The organism is Kitasatospora sp. NPDC056531, from assembly GCF_042794375.1.
GTDB lineage: Bacteria > Actinomycetota > Actinomycetes > Streptomycetales > Streptomycetaceae > Kitasatospora.
The window spans coordinates 263,323-289,526 of record NZ_JBHTTU010000003.1; the positions used below are offsets into that span (position 1 = coordinate 263,323).

At 72.0% G+C, this 26,204-nt stretch carries 24 protein-coding genes and 1 pseudogene; 19 read left to right on the forward strand and 6 right to left on the reverse strand.

Annotated elements, in window-relative coordinates:
- Positions 1-206 precede the first annotated feature (206 nt).
- The 4 genes and pseudogenes from ACFQ87_RS05905 to dnaE form a co-directional block, all read left to right on the forward strand.
- A pseudogene (locus tag ACFQ87_RS05905) lies at positions 207-965 on the forward strand (transposase); the annotation flags it as partial.
- A gap of 95 nt (positions 966-1,060) precedes the next feature.
- On the forward strand, positions 1,061-1,558 hold the full coding sequence (locus tag ACFQ87_RS05910; RefSeq protein ID WP_380609338.1) for an RNA-guided endonuclease InsQ/TnpB family protein: 498 nt from the start codon (positions 1,061-1,063) through the stop codon (positions 1,556-1,558).
- Between the two features lie 59 nt (positions 1,559-1,617).
- On the forward strand, positions 1,618-2,688 hold the full coding sequence (locus tag ACFQ87_RS05915) for a hypothetical protein (RefSeq protein WP_380609339.1): 1,071 nt from the start codon (positions 1,618-1,620) through the stop codon (positions 2,686-2,688).
- Positions 2,689-2,867: 179 nt separating this feature from the next.
- Positions 2,868-6,401, forward strand: coding sequence for a DNA polymerase III subunit alpha (gene dnaE / locus ACFQ87_RS05920; RefSeq protein ID WP_380609340.1), 3,534 nt, complete (start codon positions 2,868-2,870; stop codon positions 6,399-6,401).
- Between the two features lie 229 nt (positions 6,402-6,630).
- Here dnaE and ACFQ87_RS05925 read toward each other — a convergent pair whose 3' ends face one another.
- Complete coding sequence (locus ACFQ87_RS05925; RefSeq protein WP_380609341.1) at positions 6,631-7,518, reverse strand: LysR family transcriptional regulator; 888 nt, start codon at positions 7,516-7,518, stop codon at positions 6,631-6,633.
- A 71-nt stretch (positions 7,519-7,589) separates the two neighbouring features.
- Here ACFQ87_RS05925 and ACFQ87_RS05930 point away from each other — a divergent pair, with 71 nt between their 5' ends.
- The 6 genes from ACFQ87_RS05930 (at position 7,590) to ACFQ87_RS05955 (ending at position 13,960) form a co-directional block, all read left to right on the forward strand.
- Positions 7,590-8,477: a dihydrodipicolinate synthase family protein gene (locus ACFQ87_RS05930; RefSeq protein WP_380609342.1), complete on the forward strand. Its 888-nt coding sequence runs from the start codon at positions 7,590-7,592 to the stop codon at positions 8,475-8,477.
- Positions 8,478-8,608: 131 nt separating this feature from the next.
- Positions 8,609-9,637, forward strand: coding sequence for an aspartate-semialdehyde dehydrogenase (locus tag ACFQ87_RS05935; RefSeq protein WP_380609343.1), 1,029 nt, complete (start codon positions 8,609-8,611; stop codon positions 9,635-9,637).
- Between the two features lie 274 nt (positions 9,638-9,911).
- Positions 9,912-11,210, forward strand: coding sequence for an NYN domain-containing protein (locus tag ACFQ87_RS05940; RefSeq protein ID WP_380609344.1), 1,299 nt, complete (start codon positions 9,912-9,914; stop codon positions 11,208-11,210).
- 90 nt (positions 11,211-11,300) lie between these two features.
- Positions 11,301-12,299, forward strand: a complete 999-nt coding sequence (locus ACFQ87_RS05945) for an ABC transporter ATP-binding protein (protein WP_380609345.1) — start codon at positions 11,301-11,303, stop codon at positions 12,297-12,299.
- Positions 12,296-13,105: an ABC transporter permease gene (locus ACFQ87_RS05950; RefSeq protein ID WP_380609346.1), complete on the forward strand. Its 810-nt coding sequence runs from the start codon at positions 12,296-12,298 to the stop codon at positions 13,103-13,105. The genes ACFQ87_RS05945 and ACFQ87_RS05950 overlap by 4 nt, the downstream gene beginning before the upstream one ends.
- 63 nt (positions 13,106-13,168) lie before the next feature.
- Positions 13,169-13,960 (forward strand): hypothetical protein, encoded by a 792-nt coding sequence (locus tag ACFQ87_RS05955; RefSeq protein ID WP_380609347.1) that lies wholly within the window; start codon positions 13,169-13,171, stop codon positions 13,958-13,960.
- Positions 13,961-14,053: 93 nt separating this feature from the next.
- Here the strand turns inward: ACFQ87_RS05955 and ybaK are convergent, their stop codons facing one another.
- The 3 genes from ybaK to ACFQ87_RS05970 form a co-directional block, all read right to left on the reverse strand.
- Entirely contained in the window at positions 14,054-14,548 is a 495-nt protein-coding gene (ybaK, locus tag ACFQ87_RS05960; protein WP_380609348.1) for a Cys-tRNA(Pro) deacylase, read from the reverse strand.
- A 14-nt stretch (positions 14,549-14,562) separates the two neighbouring features.
- A complete protein-coding gene (locus ACFQ87_RS05965; RefSeq protein WP_380609349.1) occupies positions 14,563-15,291 on the reverse strand; it encodes an LON peptidase substrate-binding domain-containing protein in 729 nt (242 codons plus the stop codon).
- A gap of 87 nt (positions 15,292-15,378) precedes the next feature.
- A complete protein-coding gene (locus ACFQ87_RS05970) occupies positions 15,379-16,956 on the reverse strand; it encodes an oxidoreductase (RefSeq protein ID WP_380609350.1) in 1,578 nt (525 codons plus the stop codon).
- 92 nt (positions 16,957-17,048) lie between these two features.
- Here ACFQ87_RS05970 and hisD point away from each other — a divergent pair, with 92 nt between their 5' ends.
- From hisD to hisF, 8 genes are read left to right on the forward strand one after another with little or no spacing between them, the layout of a single operon-like run.
- Positions 17,049-18,356, forward strand: coding sequence for a histidinol dehydrogenase (gene hisD, locus ACFQ87_RS05975; protein WP_380609351.1), 1,308 nt, complete (start codon positions 17,049-17,051; stop codon positions 18,354-18,356).
- On the forward strand, positions 18,353-19,504 hold the full coding sequence (locus ACFQ87_RS05980) for a histidinol-phosphate transaminase (protein ID WP_380609352.1): 1,152 nt from the start codon (positions 18,353-18,355) through the stop codon (positions 19,502-19,504). The genes hisD and ACFQ87_RS05980 overlap by 4 nt, the downstream gene beginning before the upstream one ends.
- 6 nt (positions 19,505-19,510) lie before the next feature.
- Positions 19,511-20,104, forward strand: a complete 594-nt coding sequence (gene hisB / locus ACFQ87_RS05985) for an imidazoleglycerol-phosphate dehydratase HisB (RefSeq protein ID WP_380609353.1) — start codon at positions 19,511-19,513, stop codon at positions 20,102-20,104.
- Positions 20,101-20,253: a hypothetical protein gene (locus tag ACFQ87_RS05990; RefSeq protein ID WP_380609354.1), complete on the forward strand. Its 153-nt coding sequence runs from the start codon at positions 20,101-20,103 to the stop codon at positions 20,251-20,253. Before hisB ends, ACFQ87_RS05990 begins: the two co-directional genes overlap by 4 nt.
- A 39-nt stretch (positions 20,254-20,292) precedes the next feature.
- The gene (gene hisH, locus ACFQ87_RS05995) at positions 20,293-20,928 is read left to right on the forward strand and encodes an imidazole glycerol phosphate synthase subunit HisH (RefSeq protein WP_380535233.1); all 636 of its coding nucleotides are present in this window, start codon (positions 20,293-20,295) and stop codon (positions 20,926-20,928) included.
- A gap of 22 nt (positions 20,929-20,950) precedes the next feature.
- Positions 20,951-21,676, forward strand: a complete 726-nt coding sequence (gene priA / locus ACFQ87_RS06000) for a bifunctional 1-(5-phosphoribosyl)-5-((5-phosphoribosylamino)methylideneamino)imidazole-4-carboxamide isomerase/phosphoribosylanthranilate isomerase PriA (RefSeq protein ID WP_380609355.1) — start codon at positions 20,951-20,953, stop codon at positions 21,674-21,676.
- A complete protein-coding gene (locus ACFQ87_RS06005; protein WP_380609356.1) occupies positions 21,673-22,104 on the forward strand; it encodes a RidA family protein in 432 nt (143 codons plus the stop codon). Before priA ends, ACFQ87_RS06005 begins: the two co-directional genes overlap by 4 nt.
- A complete protein-coding gene (gene hisF / locus ACFQ87_RS06010; protein WP_380609357.1) occupies positions 22,101-22,871 on the forward strand; it encodes an imidazole glycerol phosphate synthase subunit HisF in 771 nt (256 codons plus the stop codon). The genes ACFQ87_RS06005 and hisF overlap by 4 nt, the downstream gene beginning before the upstream one ends.
- A 48-nt stretch (positions 22,872-22,919) precedes the next feature.
- Here hisF and ACFQ87_RS06015 read toward each other — a convergent pair whose 3' ends face one another.
- Positions 22,920-23,699, reverse strand: a complete 780-nt coding sequence (locus tag ACFQ87_RS06015; RefSeq protein WP_380609358.1) for a VOC family protein — start codon at positions 23,697-23,699, stop codon at positions 22,920-22,922.
- A gap of 480 nt (positions 23,700-24,179) precedes the next feature.
- Between ACFQ87_RS06015 and aspS the strand changes: the two genes are divergently transcribed.
- Positions 24,180-25,490 (forward strand): aspartate--tRNA(Asn) ligase, encoded by a 1,311-nt coding sequence (aspS, locus tag ACFQ87_RS06020; RefSeq protein ID WP_380609359.1) that lies wholly within the window; start codon positions 24,180-24,182, stop codon positions 25,488-25,490.
- Positions 25,491-25,555: 65 nt separating this feature from the next.
- Here aspS and ACFQ87_RS06025 read toward each other — a convergent pair whose 3' ends face one another.
- Entirely contained in the window at positions 25,556-26,200 is a 645-nt protein-coding gene (locus ACFQ87_RS06025) for a TIGR03085 family metal-binding protein (RefSeq protein ID WP_380609360.1), read from the reverse strand.
- Positions 26,201-26,204: the final 4 nt, after the last annotated feature.

Here is a 26,204-nt window from a genome sequence, read left to right on the forward strand (position 1 = left end):
TTTTTCGGGGGTGGGCGCGGGTGTCAGGGGTTTCCCCTTTTGGGGGTTCGGGGGCTTCCTTTTGTTTCGGCTTCCCCTGCGCGTGGGGGGCCAGGGTTCCCCGCCGGGGTGTGGTCAAGCGTGGTGGTCGAACTCGCTGGATCCGAGCTCCGGGCAGGAGGCGGCTCTTCGGTCGCACTGCGGCGCGGGCCGCGTACAACTGGGCGGTGTCGTGGGTCGGGGCGTCGTGGCAGCGGAAGGCCGAGGAGTCCTACGGAGTTCCCGAGGCCGAGTTGACGCCGTGGCGGCCGTGGTCGTTGTCCGCGTTGCGGAAGGTGTTCAACCAGGCCAAGAAGGCCGACCCGAGGTTCGCCGGCTGGTGGGAGGAGAACTCCAAGGAGGCGTACAACACCGGGTTGGTGAACGCGGCGGCCGCGCTCGACAACTATGCCAAGTCCAAGCGTGGCCAGCGTAAAGGCAAGCGCGTGGGGATGCCGCGCCGGAAGTCCAAGCACACGGCGCGGCCGGCGTGCCGGTTCACCACCGGCACCATCCGCGTCGAGGCGGACCGCCGCCATGTGACGCTTCCGCGCCTCGGAACGATCCGCACCCATGAGTCCACCCGAAAACTGGAACGCCGCATCTCCAACGGGACGGCTCGCATCCTGTCCGCGACGGTGCGGCATGACCGGGGACGCTGGTTCGTCTCGTTCCAGGTCGAGGTCAGGAAGGCCGAACGCGCCGTCTCATGTCCGGATGTGGCGGTGGGTGTGGACCTGGGCGTGAAGTGTCTGGCGGTGATGGCGGACAGCACCGGCGGGGTCCGGTACGTACCGAACCCGGCCCACTATGACAGCGCGCTCAGAAGGCTCAAGCGCCTCTCCCGTCGGGTCTCGCGCCGCCAGGGCCCGGATCGGCGCACCGGGCGGAAGCCGTCGAAGCGGTGGCTGATCGCCAACGCCGAGCGCAACCGTGTGCACCACCGGGTGGCGAACCTGCGCACCGACGCCCTGCACAAGCTCACCACGGGCATCACGGGCGAGTACGCTCCGTCGTCGTCGAAGACCTCAACGTGGCCGGGATGCTCCGCAACGGCCGACTGGCCCGGAAGATTCAGGATGCAGGGTTCGGCGAGATCCGCCGACAGATCACCTACAAGACCGGATGGGCCGGCGGCACGATCATCGTCGCGGACCGCTGGTACCCGTCCAGCAAGACCTGCTCGAACTGCAAGACAGTGAAAGCCAAGCTGCCACTGCACGTCCGAGTGTTCACTTGCGATGCCTGCGGCCTGGTCATCGACCGGGATGAGAACGCGGCCCGCAACCTCGCCGACCTCGCGGTGGCCCGCACCACGGGTACCGGAGTGGCCGGAGACCCGGACGCGCAAGCGTCGAAACCGCGTGGAGCCGACCGGAAGACCCGCGCCACCCGTACCCGCCGCACGGCGGGTGCGGGGCGGGCGGGTGGCACAACCCTCCCCCGCCGGCGGGACGAGGAGGAAGCGCGAGACCGTACTCAGGACACCGAAGCGCAACACGCGCTCTGGCGACACCGTGACGGACCTTCCGGGCCGTAATGCCCGGATTGCTGATATCCGACTACGGAATCAACAACGGCTGCGGCACGATGGGACCCGTGGCAGAGCGGAGATACGAGTACGCACCGGCGGGGACGCTGCCGGGGCTGTTGCAGCGCGGTCGGGGGCTGGGTGCGCTGCTGGCGGCGGAGGATCCGTCGTCGGCCGCCGACCTTGTGTACGGGTGCATTCGCTGGGAGTGGCGTTGGGACTCGACACTCGACGACCGGGACGTCTATCTCGCCCGGCTGATCCGTGACCTGGAGTTGCCGCTCGGGCCGGTGATCGAGATGTTGGCCGGGGACGAGGGTGTCCGTGAGCGAGCCACCAAGGTGCTGGAGCTGCTGGCGCTCGCCGGCTCGGTAGAAGCTCGGGATGCCTTGCCGCCGGAGGCCGAGGAGGAGGACGAGGACTGGGGGGACCCCCCGAGGAGTCAGCCCGATCCGATGGCCGAGTTGGCGAGCAGCGCGCTGCTGGAGCTGCTGGCCGACCCCGCCGAACCGGAGAACCGTAAGGTCGGCGCGCTGAACGTGCTCTACGACCGGGATCCGGAGCCCGGGCTCGTCCCGCTCGTCCCCTCGCTCGGCACCGCCGATGGCGAGTACCCGCTGTCGATGCTGCCCCTTGCCGTGTGGAAGCTCGGCGCCCTCGCCGTGTCGGCCGCCCGCGACTGGGCTGCCTCCGACACCCGCTGGCTGGCCGTGCAGGGCCTCGTCACGCTGTCCGCGCACGGTGAGGAACAGGACATCCCGACACTGATCGCCGCGCTGGAGCGGGACTGGGTGGAGCGGACCTGGTGTGGGCCGGACATGCTCGCGCGCGGGCTCGCACGGTTCGGGTCGAAGACGGCCGACGCGATCTCCCTGCTGCGCCGTTTCTGGCTGTGGACGCCGCACTCGTACGAGCGCCATGTCTACCTGGAGGCGCTCGCGGCGATGGGGGCGGCCGGGATGGCCGAGGCGTACACCGAGTCGCTCTGGGACTGCCAGTCCGAAGCCCGTCGGCTCGGCGTCGCCCACGCCCCCGACCGCCCTCACGTGCGCGAGCGCCTGGCCCGTCTCCGGGACGATCCGATAGAGGACCCCGAGATCAGAAGAGCCGCTGCAGCGCGACTCGCCGGGCTGGCCTAGGCGCCCTTGCGGCCACGCGGGGAAGGCGTTCGAAGGGGGCTAGAGTAGACGCGTGAACGTGTGAGTGATGGTCCGGACCCCGAGAGGTGTTCCGGACCACATCCATTTCCAGGGGTAACCCCTGTGACCTGCACGTTCGCCGGCCCACCAGACCAGCACAAGCCTCCGGAGGCCCCGCCTTGAGCGACCAGCCGTTCGCGCATCTGCACGTCCACACCGAGTACTCGATGCTGGACGGTGCCGCCCGGCTGAAGCAGATGTTCAAGGAGGTCGAGCGGCTGGGCCAGACCCATGTCGCGATGACCGACCACGGCAACATGTACGGCGCCGCCGAGTTCCACCGGCAGGCCACCGACGCGGGGATCACCCCCGTGATCGGCATCGAGGCGTACGTCGCCCCGGAGTCCCGCTCGAACACCAAGCGCATCCTGTGGGGCCAGCCGCACCAGAAGCGGGACGACGTCTCCGCGTCCGGCGCGTACACCCACAAGACCATCTGGGCCCGGAACAAGGAGGGCCTGCACAACCTCTTCAAGCTGACCTCGCGCTCCTACGCCGAGGGCTGGCTGGTGAAGTGGCCCCGGATGGACAAGGAGCTGATCTCCGAGCTGTCCGGCGGCCTGATGGCGACCACCGGCTGCCCGTCCGGTGAGGTGCAGACCCGCCTGCGGCTCGGCCAGTTCGACGAGGCCGTCAAGTCCGCCGCCGACTACCAGGACATCTTCGGCAAGGAGAACTACTTCCTGGAGCTGATGGACCACGGCCTCGACATCGAGAAGCGGGTCCGCGACGGGCTGCTGGAGATCAGCAAGAAGCTGAACATCCCCCCGGTCGTCACCAACGACTCGCACTACACGACCGAGGCCGACGCCGGCGCCCACGACCTGCTCCTCTGCGTCCAGACCGGCAAGAACCTCTCCGACCCGGACCGCTTCCGCTTCGACGGCACCGGCTACTACATCAAGTCCGCCGCCGAGATGTACGCGCTGGACTCCTCGGACGCCTGGCAGGAGGGCTGCCGCAACAGCCAGCTGCTGGTCGCCTCCCGGGTCGACACCGAGGGCATGTTCAAGTTCAAGAACCTGATGCCCCGCTTCCCGATCCCGGAGGGCTTCGAGTCCGAGGCGGACTTCTTCAAGTCCAAGGTCTGGGAGGGCATGGACTGGCGCTTCCCGGGCGGGTACGACGAGGAGCACAAGAAGCTCGCCGAGTACGAGATGGACACCATCATCCAGATGGGGTTCCCGGCGTACTTCCTCGTGGTCGCCGACTTCATCATGTGGGCCAAGAGCCAGGGCATCGCGGTGGGCCCCGGCCGTGGTTCGGCGGCCGGTTCGCTGGTCGCGTACGCGATGGGCATCACTGACCTCGACCCCATCCCGCACGGCCTGATCTTCGAGCGCTTCCTCAACCCCGAGCGCATCTCCATGCCCGATGTCGACATCGACTTCGACGAGCGCCGGCGCGGTGACGTGATCCGCTACGTGACGGAGAAGTGGGGATCCGACAAGGTCGCCATGATCGTCACGTACGGCACCATCAAGGCGAAGGCCGCCATCAAGGACTCCTCCCGAGTCCTCGGCTACCCGTACGCGATGGGCGACCGGATCACCAAGGCGATGCCGCCGGACGTCATGGGCAAGGGCATCCCGCTGTCCGGCATCACCGACAACTCCCACCCGCGATACGGCGAGGCGGGCGAGATCCGCGGGCTGTACGAGACCGACCCGGACGTGAAGAAGGTCATCGACACCGCGCGCGGCATCGAGGGCCTGATCCGCCAGCCCGGTGTGCACGCGGCCGGCGTCATCATGTCCGCCGAGCCGCTGACCGACCACATCCCGGTGTGGACCCGGCACACCGACGGCGTCACCATCACGCAGTTCGACTACCCGACTTGTGAGGGCCTCGGCCTTCTCAAGATGGACTTCCTCGGCCTGCGCAACCTGACGATCATGGACGACGCCGTCAAGGCGATCGAGAAGAACAAGGGCGAGAAGATCGAGCTGCTCAAGCTGCCGCTCGACGACAAGCCGACCTACGAACTCCTCGCCCGCGGCGACACGCTCGGCGTCTTCCAGCTCGACGGCGGGCCCATGCGCTCGCTGCTGCGCCTGATGAAGCCCGACAACTTCGAAGACATTTCGGCCGTGCTGGCGCTGTACCGCCCCGGCCCGATGGGCGTCAACTCCCACACCAACTACGCGCTGCGTAAGAACGGGCAGCAGGAGATCACCCCGATCCACCCGGAGCTGGAGAAGCCCCTGGAGGAGGTGCTCCGGCCGACGTACGGCCTGATCGTCTACCAGGAGCAGGTGCAGAAGGCCGCGCAGATCCTCGCCGGCTACTCGCTCGGCCAGGCGGACCTGCTGCGCCGGGCCATGGGCAAGAAGAAGAAGGAGATCCTGGAGGCGGAGTTCGTCCCCTTCCAGAAGGGCTGCCGCGAGCGCGGCTACTCCGACGCGGCCATCCAGGCGGTGTGGGACGTCCTCGTCCCCTTCTCCGGCTACGCGTTCAACAAAGCGCACACCGCCGGGTACGGGCTGGTCTCGTACTGGACGGCCTACCTCAAGGCCAACTACCCGGCCGAGTACATGTCCGGCCTGCTCACCTCCGTCAAGGACGACAAGGACAAGTCGGCGGTCTACCTCAACGAGTGCCGCAAGATGGGCATCAACGTCCTGCCGCCGGACGTCAACGAGTCGGACTCGGACTTCACCCCGCACGGTGACGACACCGTCCGCTTCGGCCTCACCGCCATCCGCAACGTCGGCGGGCCGGTGGTCGACTCGATGATCCGGACCAGGAAGACCAAGGGCAAGTTCAGCTCCTTCCCCGACTTCCTGGACAAGGTGGAGTCGGTGGTCTGCAACAAGCGCACCGTCGAATCGCTGATCAAGGCGGGTGCCTTCGACTCGCTCGGGCACACCCGCAAGGGCCTGAGCGCCCAGTTCGAGCCGATGATCGACAACGTGGTCGGCGTGAAGCGCAAGGAGGCCGAGGGCCAGTTCGACCTCTTCGGCGGCGACGCGACCACGGACGAGCCGAGCTTCGGGCTGGACGTCGTGTTCTCCGAGGAGGAGTGGGAGAAGTCCTTCCTGCTCACCCAGGAGCGGGAGATGCTCGGCCTGTACGTCTCCTCGCACCCGCTGCACGGCATCGAGCACGTGCTCGCCGACAAGGCGGACTGCGCGGTCGCGGACCTCGCGGAGCGGCCGGACGGGACGATCGTCACCATCGGCGGCATCATCTCGGGCCTGCAGCGGAAGATGACCAAGCAGGGCAACGCCTGGGCGATCGCCACCGTCGAGGACCTGGCGGGCTCGATCGACTGCATGTTCTTCCCGGCGAGCTACCAGCTGGTCTCCTCCCAACTGGTCGAGGACGCCGTGGTGTTCGTCCGCGGCAAGCTGGACAAGCGGGAGGACGTGCCGCGGCTGATGGGCATGGAGCTCTCCGTCCCGGACCTGTCGAACGCCCACGCGGAGGCGCCGATCACCATCAACATCCCGAGCGGGAAGGTCACCCCGCCGCTGGTGGCCCGGCTCGGCGAGGTGCTCGGCAGCCACCGGGGCACCACCGAGGTGCGGGTGCGGCTGGAGAGCCGTAACAAGACGACGGTGCTGCGGCTGGACCGACACCGGGTGAAGTCGGACCCGGCGCTGTTCGGGGACCTGAAGCAGCTGCTCGGGCCGAGCTGCCTGGCGGTCTAGCACGGGATCGGGGCCCGGGGTGCTCACGTGGTCGAGCGCTCCGGGCCCCTCGCGTACCCGGAAAGCCTGAGGGCGTGTCTGACAATTCCCGCCGGGCGCGCGACGCCGGGGCACGCACCTCGCTGCGTTGTCGTCAGTCGCCGATGCTCCGCATGGACTCCTTCCTCCGCCTTGCGATGCACGCACCCCAACGCCGCGCGCTGATCCGACGCGAATTGTCAGACACGCCCTACGACCCGCTGCCCAGCCCCGGCGGCACCGCCGTGTGCAGCGCCGAGACGAAGGCCGAGATGGCCGGGTGGGAGCCCGCACCCGCCCGGAACGCGGCCCGGGTGCGGCGGTACATCGGCAGGCGGGTGAGGACGACCCCCGGCGGCTGCTGGGCCGTGCCCAGGTGGGGGACCAGGGCGACGCCCTGGCCGGCGGCCACGAGCGCCAGCACCGTGGTGAAGTCGTCGATCTGGTGCCGGATCCGGGGCGCGAAGCCAGCCGCCTCGCAGGCGCGGACGGCCATGGTGTGGCACAGCGTGCCCGGCGGGGACATGATCCAGGGCGCGCCGCGCTGCTCGGCGACCGTGGCCGGGGTGCGGGCGGCCAGGTACATCGGCTCGGTGAAGACCGGACGGGTGACCGCGAGGCCCGGCTCCGGGTCGGTCGGGACGAGGTCGTACTCGTGGACCAGCGCGACGTCCAGCTCGCCCGCGCGCAGGGCCGCGCCGACGGCCGCCGGGTCGACCTCGGTGACCATCGGCTCCAGCCCCGGGTGCCAGGAGGCCAGCTCGGCGAGCACCGCGGGGATGACGGCGCGGGCCGCCGAGGGGTAGGTGCCGATCCGCAGCGGGCCGGCCAGTCCCCGCTTGGCGTGGGCGAGTTCGGCGCCCGCCTGCTCCAGCAGGGCGAGTACGGACTCGGCGTGGCGGACCAGGTTGCGGCCGGCCGGGGTGAGGGTGACCCGCCGCCCGGTGCGCTCCAGCAGCGGGACACCCGCCTCCTTCTCCAGCACGGACAGCTGCTGGGACACCGCCGAAGGGCTGAAGGACAGCGCCTCGGCGACGGCGGCGATGGTGCCGAGGTGGGCGAGTTCGCGCAGCAGGCGCAGGCGTCGGACATCGAGCATCGGCTCAGCTTACGAGAAGCGTCAGAAATGTGAACTGGACCTGCGCTATCTGCGGCCGCAGGATCGTCGGTATGGAACTCAAGGGCATCTACGTCCCCCTGGTCACCCCCTTCGCCGCCGACGGTTCGGTCGCCCTCGACGCGCTGGAGAAGCTCGCGTACGAGGTCCTGGACGCCGGGGCGGCCGGGCTGGCCGCGCTCGGCACCACCGGCGAGCCCGCCGCGCTGACCGCCGAGGAGCGGGACGCGGTGGTGGACGTCGCCGCGGCCGCCTGCGCGGCGCGCGGGGCGCAGCTGATCGTCGGCGCCTCCGGCGGCGACACCCGGGCCGTCGGCGAGGCGCTGGCCGCGCTCGCCGCGCGGGTGCCGCGGGCGGCGGCGCTGGTGACCACGCCGTCCTTCGTCCGGGCGGGCGAGGCCGGGACGCTCGCGCACTTCCGGGCGCTGGCCGCGAGCAGCCCGCTGCCGCTGGTCGTCTACCACATCCCGTACCGCACCGGGCAGCAGCTCTCCACCGCCGCGCTGCGCGAACTGGCCGCGATCGGGGGCGTGGTGGGCGTCAAGTACGCGACCGGTGGGCTGGACCAGACGGCCGCCGAACTGCTCGCCGACACCCCCGAGGGCTTCGCGTTCCTCACCGGGGAGGACGCCTTCCTGGCGCCGATGCTGGCGATCGGCGCGGCCGGCGGCATCCTCGCCTCCGCGCACCTGGCGACCGCCCGCTTCGTCGAGCTGCACGAGGCCTGGCGGGCCGGGGACGTCGAGCGGGCCCGGGCGCTCGGGCACCGGCTGACCGCTCTGGCACTGTCCGCGTTCACCGCGCCCAACCCGACGGTGACCAAGGGCGTGCTGCACGCCCAGGGCCGGATCCCGACCCCGGACGTCCGGCTGCCGTTGCTGCCGGCGGGCGGGGCGGACGTCGCGGCCGCGCTTGAGCTGGCGAATGGTCTGGACCAGTAGACGGCTGTCCGGGCCGCCTCTCACACCGTGGCCCCTCTCATACCGTGAAATGGCAGGTCGTACGACGCCCGTGACAAGGCATGATGGGCAGAGTGCGGCTGTAGACAGCACCATTCAGAGGAGTAGTCGGAATGAAGATCGGCATTGTCGGGGCCACCGGCCAGGTCGGCGGCGTGGTCCGCGAGATCTTGGCGGAGCGCAACTTTCCGGTGGAGCAGCTGCGGCTGTTCGCCTCGGCGCGGTCGGCCGGGCGCACGCTGCCCTGGCAGGGCACCGAGGTCACCGTCGAGGACGCGGCTACGGCCGACTACACCGGCCTGGACATCGTGATCTTCTCGGCCGGCGGCTCCACCTCCAAGGCCCTGGCCCCCAAGGTGGCCGCGGCCGGTGCCGTCGTCATCGACAACTCCTCCGCCTGGCGCCGTGACCCCGAGGTCCCGCTGGTCGTCTCCGAGGTCAACCCCGAGGCCGTCGCCGACCGCCCCAAGGGCATCATCGCCAACCCGAACTGCACCACCATGGCCGCCATGCCCGTGCTGCGCCCGCTGCACGAGGAGGCCGGGCTCGCCGCCCTCGTCGTCTCCACGTACCAGGCCGTCTCCGGCAGCGGCGTGGCCGGCGTCGCCGAGCTGCAGGACCAGGCCGCCAAGGTCGTGGACGGCGCCGCCGCGCTCGCTCACGACGGCGGCGCCGTCGAGTTCCCCGAGCCGAAGGTCTACCGGCGGCCGATCGCCTTCAACGTGGTGCCGCTGGCCGGCTCCATCGTGGCGGACGGCTCCAACGAGACCGACGAGGAGCAGAAGCTCCGCCACGAGAGCCGCAAGATCCTCGGCATCCCCGCGCTGAAGGTCTCCGGCACCTGTGTGCGCGTGCCGGTCTTCTCCGGCCACTCGCTGCAGATCAACGCCCGCTTCGAGCGCCCGATCAGCACCGAGCGCGCCGTCGAGCTGCTCACCGGCGCCCCCGGCGTCGAGCTGTCCGAGATCCCCACCCCGCTGCAGGCGGCCGGCCAGGACCCGAGCTACGTCGGCCGCATCCGGGTGGACGAGACCGTGGAGAACGGCCTGTCGCTGTTCGTCTCCAACGACAACCTGCGCAAGGGCGCCGCGCTCAACGCCGTCCAGCTGGCCGAGCTGGTCGCCGCGGAGCTCAAGGGCTGACACCCGGCCGAGCCCGAGGGTCGACCGGATCAACCGTCCGTGACGTTTGGCGGGCCCCGTCGTTGAACGGGGCCCGCCTTCGTGTTTCTTTGCGACTCATTGGGGCGGCTGTTGCGGGACCGGGACATCTGCCGAGGTTCGGGGCGCGGACCAAGGGGAAAAGGTGACCCAACGATCGGGCGGTCACGGGGGCCCCTCACCCCACCACGCGCGGACGACGGGCGGACCGCCCACCCTGACTGACCTTCGAGGGCGAGCGGAAAGAGGTGCGCAGATGGACCGCTGTGTCGTCCTGGTGGACGCCGGATACCTGCTGGGCGCCGCCGCCAGCCTGCTCGCCGGTGACCCGTCCCGCTCGAAGGTCGCCGTGAACCACACCGCGCTGATCAGCGCCCTGCGCGAGCGCGCCGAGGCCGAGACCGGGCTGCCCCTGCTGCGGATCTACTGGTTCGACGCGGCCCCGGACCGCCGCCCGATGCCCGAGCACCGGCGGCTGCGCGTCCTGCCCCGGGTCACCGTACGGCTGGGCGCCCTCACCCGGGCCGAGGGGCGCTGGGTGCAGAAGGGCGTCGACGCCGCGATGCACGCCGAACTCTCCGAACTCGCCCGCAACCGGGCCTGCGCGGACGTCGTACTGATCACCGGCGACGGGGACCTGCTGCCCGGGATGATGACCGCCAAGGAGCACGGGGTGGCCGTGCACCTGTGGGCGCTGCAGGCCGCCGACGGGGACTTCAACCAGTCCGAGGACCTGGTCGGCGAGGCCGACGAGCGGCGGGTGCTGGACCGCGAGTGGATCGAGGGGTCCTTCTCGCTGCGGGACAGCTCCAGCGTGTTCCCCGCGCCCGGGGCCGGCGGCGCCCGGCAGGAGATCGCCAAGATCCTGGCCGCCCCGCCCGCCTCGCTGCCGACCGTGGTGCCGCCGGGCGCCCGGCCCGCCGCCGCAGCCCCGGAGCCCGAGGCACCCGCCGCGGACGGGGGGTCGCAGCCCGCCGCGGCACTGCGGGTGGTGCCCACCCCCAAGGACCTCGCCGGACGGGTCTCCGCCGTCGCGCCGACCACCCCGGCGGCCAACGGGCACGCCAACAGCACCGCCAACGGACACGCCAACGGACACGCCAACGGCACCGCCGCCGGGCACGCGGCGGGCGGGCCGGTGCTGCGGTGGTCCTCCGACCGGGGCTGGGTGGACCGGCCCGCACCGGAGCCGTCCGTCACCGCCGGGGACAACCTGCCGACCCTGGCCCAGCTGACCACCGCCGAGCAGCGCTGGGCCGACCGGGAGGAGGACATCACCTCGATCGGCGGCGACGCCCACGAAGTCGGGCAGGTCTTCGCCCGGCGCTGGAGCGACCGGCTCGGCGACCTCGAACGGCTCACCCTGCTCTGGCCCGACTACCCGCGCATCCCGCACCGGGTCGACGGCGAGCTGCTGCGCTACGCCGCCCGCTTCGGGCTGCTCGCGCACAAGGACGACCAGATCGACGAACACGACCGCTACGCCATCCGGGCGGGCTTCTGGAAGGAGCTCGCGGCCCGGGTGCCCGGCGGCTCCATGGTCGTGGACGACTGATGGCGGTGCGAGACCGAGCCGAACCGGTGGTTTCCGGCGATCAGGCCCCCTCGTCCGGTTCGCCCGTGTGAGCGCGTAGAGTCTCCGGTCGTGAAAGAGACGGCCGGGCGAGCACCCCAGGACACCTCGCCGTGCGTCGCCGTACGCGACCTGGTCCGCACCTACCGCACCGGGCGCGGCGGCGCCGCCGCCGAGGTCCGGGCCAACGACGGGATCAGCCTGACCGTCCGGCAGGGCGAGGTCTTCGGGCTGCTCGGACCGAACGGGGCCGGGAAGTCCACGCTGGTGCGCCAGCTCACCGGGCTGCTGCGCCCGGACTCCGGATCGGTCGAACTGCTCGGCCACGACATCGTGCGGCACCCCGAGCGGGCGGCGCGGCTGCTCGGCTACCTCGGGCAGGAGTCCACCGCGCTGGACGAGCTGACCGTGGTGCTGGCCGCCGAGACCACCGGGCGGCTGCGCGGGCTCGGCCGGGCGCAGGCCCGCGCCGAGACGGCGGAGGTGCTCACCGAACTCGGGCTGGAGCCGATCGCCTCGCGGCCGCTGGCCAAGCTCTCCGGCGGGCAGCGCAGGCTCGCCTGCTTCGCGGCCACCCTGGTGGGGGAGCGGCCGCTGCTCGTGTTGGACGAGCCGACCACGGGCATGGACCCGGTCGCCCGGCGGGCCGTGTGGTCGGCCGTGGACCGGCGCCGCGCCGAGCGCGGGACGACGGTGCTGCTGGTCACCCACAACGTGATCGAGGCGGAGACCGTGCTCGACCGGGTCGCCGTGGTCGACGAGGGCCGGGTGATCGCCTGCGACACGCCCGGCGGGCTCAAGGCGCTGGTGGACGGCGACGTCCGGCTCGACCTGGTCTGGCGGGACGAGGCGCCGCTCGGCGTCCCCGCCGTCGCCGCGCTGGCCGAACGGGCCGAGCGCACCGGGCGCCGCTGGACCGTCCGCACCACCCCCGAGCAGGCCCGCGAGCTGGTCGCCGCCGTCACCACCGGCCCGGCCTTCGCGGCGCTCGACGACTTCACCCTCGCCACCCCGAGCCTTGAGGACGCCTACCTCAAGCTGGGCGGCCGCCACGGAGGACTCGCCAAGTGACGCTGCTCTCGGTGCCCCCGCGGACCGACCGGTCGACGGCCGGTCCCGCCCCGCTCGCCCCCGCCGCCCGGCTGCTGCCCTCGCTCGCCGCGGTGTACCGGGCGCAGCTCGCCCGGGCCAAGGTGGCGCGGATCCCGCTGCTGTTCGTGGCGACCTTCCAGTCCGTCGGCATCCTGGTGATGATGCGGGGCGTCGTGGAGGCCGGGCAGACCTCGGCGGCGCGGTCGGTGGTCGCCGGGTCGAGCGTGCTGGTGGTGGCGTTCGTCGCGCTCAACCTGCTCGCCCAGTACTTCGGGAAGCTGCGGGCCACCGGGGGCCTGGACCACTACGGGACGCTGCCGGTGCCAGCCGCCTCGGTGGTGCTCGGCGCGGCCGGCGCGTACGCCTCGTTCACCCTGCCGGGGACGCTGGTCACCGCGGGCATCGGCGCGGTGATGTTCGGGCTGCCGCTCGGGCAGCTGTGGGTGCTGCTGGCGGTCGTGCCGCTGGCCGGGGCCGCGCTGTCCGGCCTGGGCGCGGCCTGCGGGCTGCTGGCGCCGCGCCAGGAGATCGCGACGATGCTGGGGCAGCTCGGCATGTCGGCGGCCCTGCTGCTGGGCGTGCTGCCGGTGGACCACCTGCCGCAGCCGGTGCTGTGGCTGCGGGACCTGCTGCCCTCGACGTACGGGGTGGAGGCCTTCGCCCGGACCTTCGCGCCGGACCCGGACTGGGCGGTGGTCGCGGCGGACCTGGGGGTCTGCGCGGCGGTCGGCGTGGTGTCGTTGGCGCTGGCCACCTGGGCGTACCGGCGGGCGGTCGCGCGGTAGGGCCTGTCGCCGATGCCCGGGCGGTGGGGCCGTTCGGGCGGCCGTCGTGAAACGATGGGGCCTGTGACCGTACCGAACACACCTCCGGATCCCGCCCACGCCGACGTGGAGGCGGAGCCGGGTGCCGTGCCCGACCCGTTCGCGCCGCCGCCGGTCTCGGACGAGGAGCCGCCCCCGGGTATGCCGGAGGCCCCGCCCGTGGTGGAGCACCCGCTGCTGGCGGAGCTGCGGATCGGGGCGGGCGTCGTGGTCGCCTGCCTGATGGTCGGACTGGTGATGGCCGGGCTGTGGGTCTGGCTGGCGCCGAAGGTGCCGCTGCTGGTGGACGGCGACCGGATCCTCTACGCGGACCCCGAGGGCGAGCAGCGGGCGGGCGCCGACGCGGTGTTCGTGCTGATCGGGCTGGGCGCCGGGATCGTGACGGCGCTCGGGGCCTTCCTGGTGACCCGCAAGCGCGGCGGCGGCATCGCGGTCGCACTGGGGCTCGCCATCGGCGGACTGCTCGGGTCGATCGGTGCCTGGCGGATCGGACGCTGGCTCGGGCCCAGCGACAACCTGATCGCGGAGGCCCGGCGGGTCGGCAACGGCGGGCACTTCGACGCGAGCATCGACCTGGGGGCGCTGGGGGCGCTGCTGGTGTGGCCGATGGCGGCGATGGTGGTGCTGCTGGCGCTGTCCGCGGCGTTCGGCAAGCGGGAGGAGGACCCGCCGCCGTACTGGGGGGCTCCGGCGGGGACGTACGGGGCCCCTGAGGCTCCCCCCGCGGCTCCCCCGGCGGCGGTGGCTCCGGCGGACGCGGCTCCGGTGGACGCGGCTCCGGCGGACGCGGCCGCGCGGGAGCGCGGGAAGGGCTGAGGTCCTCTCTGCAGGGCTGAGCTCTCGGGCGAGGCGGAAGGTCGGCGGTCCGGTACGGGCCGGGCCTTTTGCCTCGTGCCGTTTCCCGGGCCCTCAGCGGGCGATGGCGGCCGTGTGGGCCCGGGTGAGGGTGATCAGGTCGGCGGGGGCCAGCTCGACCTCCAGGCCCCGCCTGCCCGCCGAGACGTAGACGGTGGGGTGGCCGAGGGCGCTGGCGTCGACCACCGTGCGCAGCGGGCGCCGCTGGCCGAGCGGGGAGATGCCGCCGAGGACGTAGCCCCTGCTGCGCTCGGCGGCGGCCGGGTCGGCCATGGCGGCGCGCTTGCCGCCGACGGCGGCGGCCAGGGCCTTGAGGTCGAGCTGGCCGGCGACCGGGACCACGCCGACGGTGAGGGTGCCGTCCACGTCGGCGACCAGGGTCTTGTAGACCCGCTCGGGGGCGACGCCCAGGGCCTCGGCGGCCTCGCCGCCGTAGGAGGCGGCGGCCGGGTCGTGCTCGTAGGCGTGGACGGTGAAGGCGACGGCGGCGGTCTCCAGGGCGACGGTGGCCGGGGTGCCCTGGCCGCCCTTCTTGGGCTTCTTGGCCATGCGGGGGTCCTGGGTCAGTTGGGGCTGAAGGACTGGCGGGTGAGGTCGACGGCGGGGAGCGAGGGCAGCCAGCTGAGGACGGCGCTCTCCCGGCGCAGCAGGTCGAGTTCGGTGCGCAGCCGCTGGGCGGTGTCGGGGCAGGCGAGCAGCCGCTGCTTGACCGGGGTCTCGAACACCGAGGCGGCGGCCACCAGGTAGGAGAGCACCTGCGGGTCGTCGGGAAGCTGCGGGCGGCCCATGGTGGTGGCCTCCTTCGCCCCGGCCAGGCGTTTCTGGTAGACCCGGAACGCCCGCTCGACCTCGGAGGCCAGGGCGCCGGAGCCCTCGCCGGACTGCTCCTCGATCGGCTCGATCTCGCCGGTCAGGTACGGACCGGTGACGTCCGCCGAGCGCAGCCAGAACCGGGTGGTGCCGGTGACCAGCAGCTCGTAGCGGCCGTCGGACTGCTTCTGGGCGGAGGAGACGTCGGCGACGCAGCCGACGTGGAACAGCGCCTCCAGCGGGTCGCCGGTGACGGTGCCCAGGCCGTCGAGCGGCCCGGCCGGGCCCTCCTCGGGTCGGACCGGGGCGACCTCGCGGCCGTCCTTGATGGCGAGCACGCCGAAGCGGCGCGGCGCCTCCTCGGGCTGTTCGAGCAGGTCGGCGACGAGACGGCGGTAGCGCTCCTCGAAGACGTTCAGGGGCAGCACGAGGCCCGGGTAGAGCACGGTGTTCAGCGGGAAGAGCGGCAGCCGTTCTGTCACGGCGGACAGCGTAGTTCTTCGGGGCCGGGCCTTGTCGCGCGGTTGACGCCGACGACGGTGTCGGGCCGTTCGAAGCCGTCCACGGTGTCAGCCGCGCTGGAGCAGCCGGGTGGCGCCCGCGACGACGGTGGAGGCGAGCAGCCAGCCGACCACGACCAGGCCGGCGGAGATCCACTGACTGGTCCCGCCGGGGTTCCAGGCGCCCTGGTTGAGGTCGATGATCGGCAGCAGCTGGTTGAGGGTGTAGAGCACCGCGTTCCAGTTCGGCTTCTCGTCGGCCTTGAGCGGGTCCGGTTGGTGGGTGGCGAACCAGATGCTGCCGAGTGCCCAGGCGAGCAGCAGCCACAGGCCGGCGCGGCCGGGGCGGTAGCCGTAGCCGACGGTGACGTCCTGGACCCGGCCCCAGATCCGGGCGGGTAGCGGGAGGGTCTCCTGGCGGCGGCGCTGCTTGGCGTACAGCACCTCGCGGGCGTCGTCGTCGGCGCCGTCGCGGCGCAGGGCGGCGGCGAGCTGCTCGTAGGACTCCGGCTGGAACTCCACCGCGGAGCCCTCCAGCCAGGCGATCCGCTGCCGGACGGTGAACGGGCCGACCGGGCGGAGGTTCTCGTAGACGAAGCCGGTCAGCCGCAGGTGCTTGCCGAGCGGCCAGGCCTCCGAGGTGTCGACCAGGTTGCCGACCCGGGCGCGGGAGAGGGAGACGGTGCCGGTGGGCCGGATCTTGCAGGTGAAGCGGAGCTCGGGGGTGTGGATGCGGCGCAGTGAGACCTCGTCGTCACCCTCCAGATGGAATTCTCCGGAGATCAGGCACGCGGCCTCGAAGCGGGCGTCGGAGAGTCGCACCTGGCCGAAGGCGCGGAACGGGGTGCTGGGGGCGTCGGGTGGGGGGCTCTGGCCGTAGCCGGAGCCGTAGTAGCTGCGGGAGCCGAACCAGCCGCCGTCGGCGGAGCTGGTCAGGTAGAGGGTATGGCCGACGTTGAGCCGGACGGCGTTCAGACAGACCCGGTTCTGCGGGTCGGCGTGCAGCTGGGCGCCGCGGAGCGAGAACCGGCCGCCTATCCGGGCCGTGCGGACGCTCAACTCGCCCCGGGTCTCCAGGCGTTCGGCCTCGAAGTCCTGGTGGACGGTGATCCCGTCGGCGGACACCGCGCGGCCGTAGCGGTCGCCGCCGATGACGGCCAGGTTGAGCAGCAGGTCGGTGCCGATCTTGGCGTCGGTGAGCCGGATGCCGTCGGGGATCCGGCAGCGGGCCAGGTGGAGGTCGCCGGTGGTGGAGAGTCGGGAGGCCTCCAGGCGGGGGACCAGGCAGTCGACCATGCGCAGGGTGGTCGCCGAGGCCTCCGAGATGAGGATCTTGTGCTCGAAGCGGCAGCCGCGCATTTCGACGTACCGGTCGATGTGGCCGCCGGCCAGGTTGAGCGCACCGGTGACGTACACGCCGCTCATCCGCAGTGAGGCGACACGCCCGGCGGTGGGCCGTGGGCCGGCCAGCAGCAGGTGGGCGAGCACCTCGGCGCTGACCGTCCGGCCGGGCCCCCAGAGGGCGTCCCCGAACGGGTCGTCGATGTCGTCCTGGCCACAGCGGCGGTCGAAGACCTCGCCCTCGCGGAAGGCCTCCCAGAGTGCCCGTTCCGTGTCGGTCCAGCCTTCTGGAGCGTTTTCCGCCATGCTTTTCCCCGTCCCCCCCGGTCGTCTCGCCTTTCGTATCACGGACTGAAATGTGGGACCACCTGTTCCGGCCACTCCTTACACTGGGTGGCGTGATCTCTCGAATCGACCTCCGCGGCTCGCTCGACGACCCGCGTGACCTGCTGCCCCGTGCCGAGTTCGACGTGGCGGCCGCGCTGGAGAAGGTGCGGCCGATCGCCGAGGACGTACGCCATCGCGGGGTCGCGGCGCTGATCGAGATCACCGAGCGCTTCGACGGCGTCCGGCTGGAGTCGACCCGTGTCCCGGCCGAGCAGCTCACCGAGGCCCTGGAGACGCTGGACCCGAAGGTGCGGGCCGCGCTGGAGGAGTCCATCCGCCGCGCCCGGGCCGTGCACGCGGACCAGCGCCGCACCGGGCACACCACCCAGGTGGTGCCGGGCGGCACGGTCACCCAGCGCTGGGTGCCGGTCGAGCGGGTCGGCCTGTACGTGCCGGGCGGGCTGGCGGTCTACCCGTCCTCCGTGGTGATGAACGTGGTGCCGGCCCAGGAGGCGGGCGTCCAGGGCATCGCGGTCACCTCCCCGCCGCAGAAGGAGTTCGACGGCCGGGTCCACCCGACCATCCTGGCGGCCTGCGCGCTGCTCGGCGTCGACGAGGTCTACTCGGTCGGCGGCGCCCAGGCGGTGGCGATGTTCGCCCTGGGCACCGAGGAGTGCGCCCCGGTCACCATGGTCACCGGCCCCGGCAACATCTACGTGGCCGCCGCCAAGCGGCTGTTCGCCGGCCGGATCGGTATCGACTCCGAGGCCGGCCCGACCGAGATCGCCGTCCTCGCCGACGACAGCGCGCTGCCCGGCGACGTGGCCGCCGACCTGATCAGCCAGGCCGAGCACGGCCCGACCTCCGGCTCGGTGCTGGTCACCGACTCCCCGGCGCTGGCCGACGCGGTCGAGGCCGAGCTCGCCGTGCAGGTCGCGAAGACCAAGCACAGCGAGCGGGTCGCCGAGGCGCTCGGCGGCCGGCAGTCCGGCATCATCCTGGTCGACGACCTGACCCAGGGCCTCGCCGTGGTCAACGCCTACGCGGCCGAGCACCTGGAGATCCAGACCCGCGACCCGCACGCGGTCGCGGCGAAGGTGGTCAACGCCGGCGCGATCTTCATCGGCCGCTGGACCCCGGTCTCGCTGGGCGACTACGCGGCCGGCTCCAACCACGTGCTGCCGACCGGCGGCTGCGCCTGCCACTCCTCCGGGCTGTCGGTGCAGACGTTCCTGCGCGGCGTCCAGGTCGTCGAGTACGACCGGGACGCGCTGGCGGACGTCGCCGCGCACGTGGTCAACCTGGCCAACGCCGAGGACCTCCCCGGTCACGGTGACGCCGTCAAGGCTCGGTTCGATTGGACGGTTCCCGGCTCGTGACCGCTATCGACGACCTCCCCATCCGGGACGAGCTGCGCGGCCAGTCCCCGTACGGCGCACCGCAGCTGGACGTACCCGTCCAGCTGAACACCAACGAGAACCCGTACCGGCTCCCCGAGGAGCTGGTGGCCCGGATCGCCGAGCGGGTCGCCGAGGCCGCCCGCAACCTCAACCGCTACCCCGACCGGGACGCGGTCGAGCTGCGCGAGGGCCTGGCCGCGTACCTGACCCGCACCACCGGCCACCCGGTCGCGCGCGGGCAGGTCTGGGCCGCCAACGGCTCCAACGAGGTGATCCAGCAGCTGCTGCAGACGTTCGGCGGCCCCGGCCGCAGCGCGCTGGGCTTCGAGCCCTCGTACTCGATGCACGCGCTGATCTCCCGGGGCACCGGCACCGCCTGGATCTCCGGCGCGCGGGGCGACGACTTCACCATCGACGTGGACGCCGCGCTCGCCGCCATCGCCGAGCACCGGCCGAACGTGGTGTTCATCTGCTCACCGAACAACCCGACCGGGACGGCGGTGTCGGCCGACACCGTCCTGCGGCTCTACGAGGCCGCGCAGGCCGCCCGGCCCAGCCTGGTGGTGGTGGACGAGGCGTACGTCGAGTTCTCGCACCGCGCCTCGCTGCTGCCGCTGATCGAGGGCCGCCCCAACCTGGTGGTCAGCCGCACCATGTCCAAGGCCTTCGGCGCCGCCGGCCTGCGCCTGGGCTACCTGGCCGCCGACCGGGCGGTGGTCGACGCCGTCCAGCTGGTGCGCCTGCCGTACCACCTGTCGGCCGTCACCCAGGCCACCGCGCTGGCCTGCCTGGAGCACACCGACACCCTGCTCGGGTACGTCGGGCGGCTCAAGGAGGAGCGCGACCGGCTGGTCGACGCGCTGAGGGCGATGGGCCTGGAGGTGACCGACTCGGACGCCAACTTCGTCCAGTTCGGCCGCTTCGCCGACACCCACGCCGTCTGGCAGGCCATCCTCGACCAGGGTGTCCTGGTCCGTGACAACGGCGTCCCCGGGTGGCTGCGCGTCACCGCCGGCACGCCCGCCGAGAACGACGCCTTCCTGGACGCCGTCCGCACCGCCCTCCCGTCTCCCACCCCCACCCTTGATCGAGCGCGCTCCGCGCGCGCTGCCAGTCAGGAGCTGTAACCCCGTATGTCCCGCATCGGACGCGTCGAGCGCACCACCAAGGAGACCTCCGTCCTGGTCGAGATAGACCTCGACGGCACCGGCCGGACCGACATCTCCACCGGCGTCGGCTTCTACGACCACATGCTCGACCAGCTCGGCCGCCACGGTCTGTTCGACCTCACCGTCAAGACCGACGGCGACCTGCACATCGACACCCACCACACCATCGAGGACACCGCCCTCGCGCTCGGCGCCGCCTTCAAGCAGGCGCTCGGCGACAAGGTCGGCATCTACCGCTTCGGCAACTGCACGGTGCCGCTGGACGAGTCGCTCGCCCAGGTCACCGTGGACCTCTCCGGCCGGCCCTACCTGGTGCACACCGAGCCCGAGGGCATGGCGCCGATGATCGGCAGCTACGACACCACGATGACCCGGCACATCCTGGAGTCCTTCGTGGCCCAGGCCCAGATCGCGCTGCACGTGCACGTCCCCTACGGGCGCAACGCGCACCACATCGTGGAGTGCCAGTTCAAGGCGCTGGCCCGGGCGCTGCGCTACGCCGCCGAGCGGGACCCGCGCGCGGCCGGAATCCTCCCGTCGACCAAGGGTGCGCTGTGAACAAGACCGCGACGATCCTCCTGTTCGTCGGCCTCTTCCTGGCCGGCGGAGTGATCTCCTTCTGGAAGCAGAAGCTGCCGAAGGGCGTCATCCTGGTGCTGGCCTTCGGCTCCGTGATGTGCCTGGCCTCCGGCCTCATGCGTCTGTAGAACCGCCGCCCGCCGCTGAGAGACTGGACACCTGAACACATGGGCAAGAACGTCGTCGTCCTCGACTACGGCTCCGGCAACCTGCGCTCCGCGCAGCGCGCCCTGGAGCGGACCGGGGCGAACGTCACGGTCAGCTCCGACTACGACACCGCGATGGCCGCGGACGGCCTGCTCGTCCCCGGCGTGGGCGCCTTCGAGGCCTGCATGCGCGGGCTGAAGTCGGTCCGCGGGGACTGGATCATCGACCGCCGGCTCGCCGGGGGCCGCCCGGTCATGGGCATCTGCGTCGGTATGCAGATCCTCTTCGAGAAGGGGGTCGAGCACGGCGTGGAGACGGCCGGCTGCGACGAGTGGCCGGGCACGGTCGAGCCGCTGGACGCCCCGGTCGTCCCGCACATGGGCTGGAACACGGTGGACGTGCCCGAGGGCAGCCGGATGTTCGCCGGCCTGGACCCGGAGACCCGCTTCTACTTCGTGCACTCCTACGGGGTGCGGCACTGGGAGCTGGAGACCCACAGCGCGCGGATCAACCCGCCGCTGGTCACCTGGGCCACGCACGGCCAGCCGTTCGTCGCCGCCGTCGAGAACGGCCCGCTGTGGGCCACCCAGTTCCACCCCGAGAAGTCCGGTGACGCCGGCGCCGCCCTGCTGACCAACTGGGTCAACACCCTCTGACCGTCTGAGAGTTGTGTAACTGATGAGCCGCCTCGAACTGCTTCCCGCCGTCGACGTCCGGGACGGCCAGGCCGTCCGCCTGGTCAAGGGCGCCTCCGGCACCGAGACCTCCTTCGGCGAGCCGCTGGCCGCCGCGCTCGCCTGGCAGAACGCCGGCGCCGAGTGGCTGCACCTGGTCGACCTGGACGCCGCCTTCGGCACCGGCTCCAACTACGAACTGCTGCGCGAGGTCACCGGCCAGCTGGACATCAAGGTCGAGCTGTCCGGCGGCATCCGCGACGACGAGTCGCTCGCCCGCGCCCTCGCCACCGGCTGCACCCGGGTCAACCTCGGCACCGCCGCCCTGGAGGCCCCCGAGTGGGTCGCCAAGGCCATCGCCGAGCACGGCGACAAGATCGCCGTCGGCCTCGACGTGGTCGGCACCACCCTGCGCGGCCGCGGCTGGACCCGCGACGGCGGCCAGCTCTTCGACGTGCTGGAGCGGCTCAACCAGGAGGGCTGCGCCCGGTACGTCGTCACCGACGTCAACCGCGACGGCACCCTGACCGGCCCCAACCTGCAGCTGCTGCGCGACGTCTGCGCCGCCACCGACCGACCGGTGGTCGCCTCCGGCGGCGTCTCCTCGCTGGACGACCTGCGCGCCATCGCCACGCTCGTCGGCGAGGGTGTCGAGGGCGCCATCGTGGGCAAGGCACTCTACGAGCAGAAGTTCACCCTCGAAGAGGCCCTGGAGGCGGTTTCAGGATGACGGATGGTCGGATCGTACGCGGCCGCATCGGTGGGTTCTCCCCCTGGGAGGATGAGTTCGGATACTCCCGGGCCGTCGCCGCGGGTGACCACGTGCACGTGGCCGGCTCCACCGCCTGGGTGGACGGCCGGATCGAGCACGAGGGGGACCCGTACCGGCAGACCCTCGCCGCGTTCGGCGTCGGGCTCTCGGCCCTGGCCGCGTACGGTCTGACCGCGGACGACGTGGTCCGCACCCGGATGTACATCACCCACGTCCGCGACGCCGAGGAAGTGGGCCGCGCCCACCGCGAACTCTTCGACGCCGCACGCCCGGTGGCCACCATGGTGGTGGTCGAGGGGCTGATCGACTCCCGGATGCTGGTCGAGGTCGAGATCGACGCGTACCGTGCCGGGCTGGCAAAGACCCTGGAAGGCAAACAGCCGTGACCCTCGCAGTACGAGTCATCCCCTGCCTGGACGTGGACGCCGGGCGGGTGGTCAAGGGCGTCAACTTCCAGAACCTGCGCGACGCCGGCGACCCGGTCGAGATGGCCAAGCTCTACGACGCCGAAGGCGCCGACGAGCTGACCTTCCTCGACATCACCGCCTCCTCCGGCGACCGGGAGACCACCTACGACGTGGTCCGCCGCACCGCCGAGCAGGTGTTCATCCCGCTCACCGTCGGCGGCGGCATCCGCGCCGCCGATGACGTCGACAAGCTGCTGCGGGCCGGCGCCGACAAGGTCGGCGTCAACACCGCGGCCATCGCCCGGCCGGAGCTCATCCGCGAGATCGCCCAGCGGTTCGGGCGGCAGGTGCTGGTGCTCTCGGTGGACGCCCGGCGCTGCCCTGAGGGTACGGAGACTGCTTCGGGTTACGAGGTCACCACCCACGGCGGACGCCGGGGCACCGGCCTGGACGCCGTCGAATGGGCGGGCCGCGCCGCAGAGTTGGGGGCGGGCGAGATCCTGCTCAACTCCATGGACGCGGACGGCACCAAGGACGGCTACGACCTGGAGATGATCCGGGCGGTGCGCAAGGCCGTCTCGGTGCCGGTCATCGCCTCCGGCGGGGCCGGCAAGCTCGCCGACTTCGCGCCGGCCGTGGAGGCGGGCGCGGACGCGGTGCTGGCGGCCAGCGTGTTCCACTTCGGGGACCTGCGGATCGGCGAGGTCAAGAACGCGCTGCGGGAGGCCGGGCACCCCGTCCGCTGACGTGTTCGTCTTGAAGGGCCCGCCATCGCAGCGGGCCCTTCCGCGTGTTCACGACTCGCGCGGCTCGCCCTTGATCAGGGCGAAGGGGGCACCGTTCGGGTCCGCCAGCCAGCAGATCCGGCCGACGTTGTCCACGTCCGAGGCCGGCATCAGCACCGAGCCGCCGGCCGCCGTCGCCTTGGTGACCAGCGCGTCCACGTCGTTGGCGGCGAAGTACGGCGTCCAGGCGGACGGCTGGCCGGCCTGCATGGTCGGGGCGATGCCGCCGAAGCTCGTCTGCTGCTGGTCGCCCTCGGCGGTGGAGAGCACCCGGTAGCCCATGCCCGGGGACGGCTCGAAGTTCTGCATCCGCCAGCCGAACAGGGCTTTGTAGAAGTCGTAGCCGCCGTCCTGGTCCTTGGTGTGCAGCTCGGACCAGCACAGCGCGTTGTCCTCGGAGACGGCGTCCAGGCCGCGGGTGTCTCCCGCCTGCCAGACCGCGAACTCGGCGCCCTGCGGGTCGGTGAGGGCGGCGAACCGGCCCTCCTGCATGACGTCCGTCGGCGGGACCCGGACCGTGGCCCCGGACTGCTCGGCCGCCTTGACGGTGGCGTCCACGTCGGCGGTGAGGAAGTACGTGGTCCAGGCGGACCGCGCGCCCCGGTCGAGCTTGCCGAGGGCGCCGACCCTCCTGCCGTCCAGCTGCAGGAATCCGTAGCCGCCGGCCTCGGGGACCTCCTGGAAGGTCCAGCCGAAGACCTTGCGGTAGAACTCGGCGGTGGCCGGGATGTCCGGGCAGCCCAGGTCGATCCAACAGGGCGAGCCGGTGGGGAAGTCGGTGGTGAGCATGGAGTGGTGCCCCTTCGACGGAGAGTGACCGGGCTGCCCGGGTCGGACCCCGGCCACCTGCGAGTCTGCACCCGGGCACCGACATCCGCAGCGCGGGCGCGCGGTGACCCGTGGGTTGGGCGTGTCGGCGCCGGGGCGGGCCGGCGACTCGAACGGATTTTTCTTGATTGCCGCCGCTGCCCCACGCTCCGTATCCTGCTGGGCAACGCGTTGACGGAGACGAGTAGCCAGGGATCACGCGAGCAGAGAGAGCCGCCGGAAGCTGGGAAGGCGGTCTCGCGCCCCGAGGCGAAGACCCTCCTGAGCGCGGGGAGGAACGACCCCGCCTGGTGTGGTGGTCCAATGCCCCGCCGGCCGGCCCCCGTCACCAGGCCTGAATGAGGCCGCCACTTCGTGGCGGCGAAAGTGCGGTGGTACCGCGAGTTGCCCTTCTCGCCCGCACTCCCAAGGGATCATGACGATGTCCTTCGGAGGACCGCAATGATCCACAGCCGCGTACGTGTCTCCGACCTGCGAGAACACGTCGGCCGTACCGTCTCCGTCTGCGGATGGGTGAACACCCTCCGTCTGCAGCGCAAGATGCAGTTCGTCATCGTGCGGGACGCCACCGGCATGGTGCAGGTGACCCACGAGCGTGACGACGGGCCACTGGAGGCCCGGCTCGAAGCACTCACAGCCGAGTCCGCCGTGAGGATCACCGGCCGCGTCGTCGACGCGGCCCAGGTCAAGCTCGGCGGCCTGGAGATCGTCCCCGAGGCGGTCGAGGTCCTGAACCCGGCCGCCACGCCGCTGCCGATCGACGACCACACCGGCCTGGAGCAGCGGTTGGACTGGCGCTTCCTGGACGTGCGCCGCCGTCCCGCCACCCAGCTGGTGTTCGCGGTGCAGACCACCCTCGAACAGGGCATGCGGGAGTACGCCTACGCGCGGGGTGCCACCGAGATGCACACCCCCAAGCTCATGGGCACCGCCTCGGAGTCCGGCGCGGAGGTCTTCGAGCTCGGCTACTTCGGCCGCAGCGCCTACCTGGCGCAGTCGCCGCAGTTCTTCAAGCAGATGGCGATCGCGGCCGGCGTCGACAAGGTCTTCGAGATCGGGCCGGTCTTCCGCGCCGAACCGTCGTTCACTTCCCGGCACGCCACCGAGTTCACCGGCGTCGACGTGGAGCTGGCCTGGATCGACGGGGTCGGGGACGTGATGGCGTTCGAGGAGCAGATGCTCGCCCACGCGATCGCCAAGGTCGCCGACACGCACGGCGAGGCGATCGCGGAGCACTTCGGCGTCGAGGTCACCGTGCCCACGACGCCCTTTCCCCGCCTCACCATGGCCGAGGCGCAGGAGATCCTGCGCAAGGGCGGCTGGGACCCGGCAGGGGTCAAGGAAGACCTGGACCCGGAGGGTGAGCGGGGTGTCTCGGCCCACATCGAGGAGGCCACCGGGCATGAGTTCGTGTTCATCACGCACTACCCGGTCGGCGTCCGGCCCTTCTACCACATGCGGCCTGCCGACGACTCACGTGTGACCTTGAGCTTCGACCTGCTGTGGAAGGGCCTGGAGGTCACCACCGGCGCGCAGCGCGAGCACCGGTACGACGTGCTGCTCAAGCAGGCCGCCGAGAAGGGCATGAGCACGGAGCCGATGCAGGACTACCTCAACGCGTTCCGCTACGGGTGCCCGCCGCACGGGGGCCTCGGCATGGGCCTCGGCCGGGTGCTGATGGCCATGCTCGGCCTGCCCTCGATCCGCGAGGCGACCTTCCTGTTCCGTGGGCCGAACCGGCTCACTCCGTAACCCGGTTGTGGCCGCGTCCCACGGCACGGGCAGGAACCTCGTGTCGTGGGACGCCGTCCTCGGATCTATTTCGGCGGCAGGGGCAGGACGTGGCGCAGGGCCTCGACAGCGTCCGGGGCGCCGTCCACGTTCAGGGTGGTGCGGGCGCCGCGGCCGTAGGTGAAGAGGACGAGTTCGCCCGGGTCGCCGGTGAGGTGGACGGTGGGGGCGCCGGCCGGGCCGACGGTGAGGGACCGGCCGTCGGGGTGGCTGAGGGTGAGGCGGACGGGGGAGCGGCGGCCCGCTTCGAGGCGGGCGATCATCGGGAGGCGTCGCCACAGGGCCTCGGCGCGGCCGGGCGGGACGGGTTGGGCGGTCCAGTCCTCGCCGGCCCGCAGGACGTCCTCGGCGTGGACGAAGTACTCGATGGTGTTGGCGGCCTCGTCCGCGCCGGGCAGGGCGAACGGGGAGTAGACCGGCGGGCCGGCGCGGAAGAGTCGGACCAGTTCCTCGTACGGCCGCTCGGCGTAGCCGTCCTGCACCCGCTGGGTCCAGCCGGCCAGGGCGCCGACCCGGATGCCGGCCGCCGCGTCGGCGCGGCGCTCCCGGATGACCAGGTGGGCGGCGAGGTCCCGGGTGGTCCATCCGGCGCAGAGGGTGGGGGCGTCCGGCCCGGCGGCCGTGAGGAGTTGGGCGAGGCGATGACGTTCGGCGAGGGCGTGGTTCGACATGGTG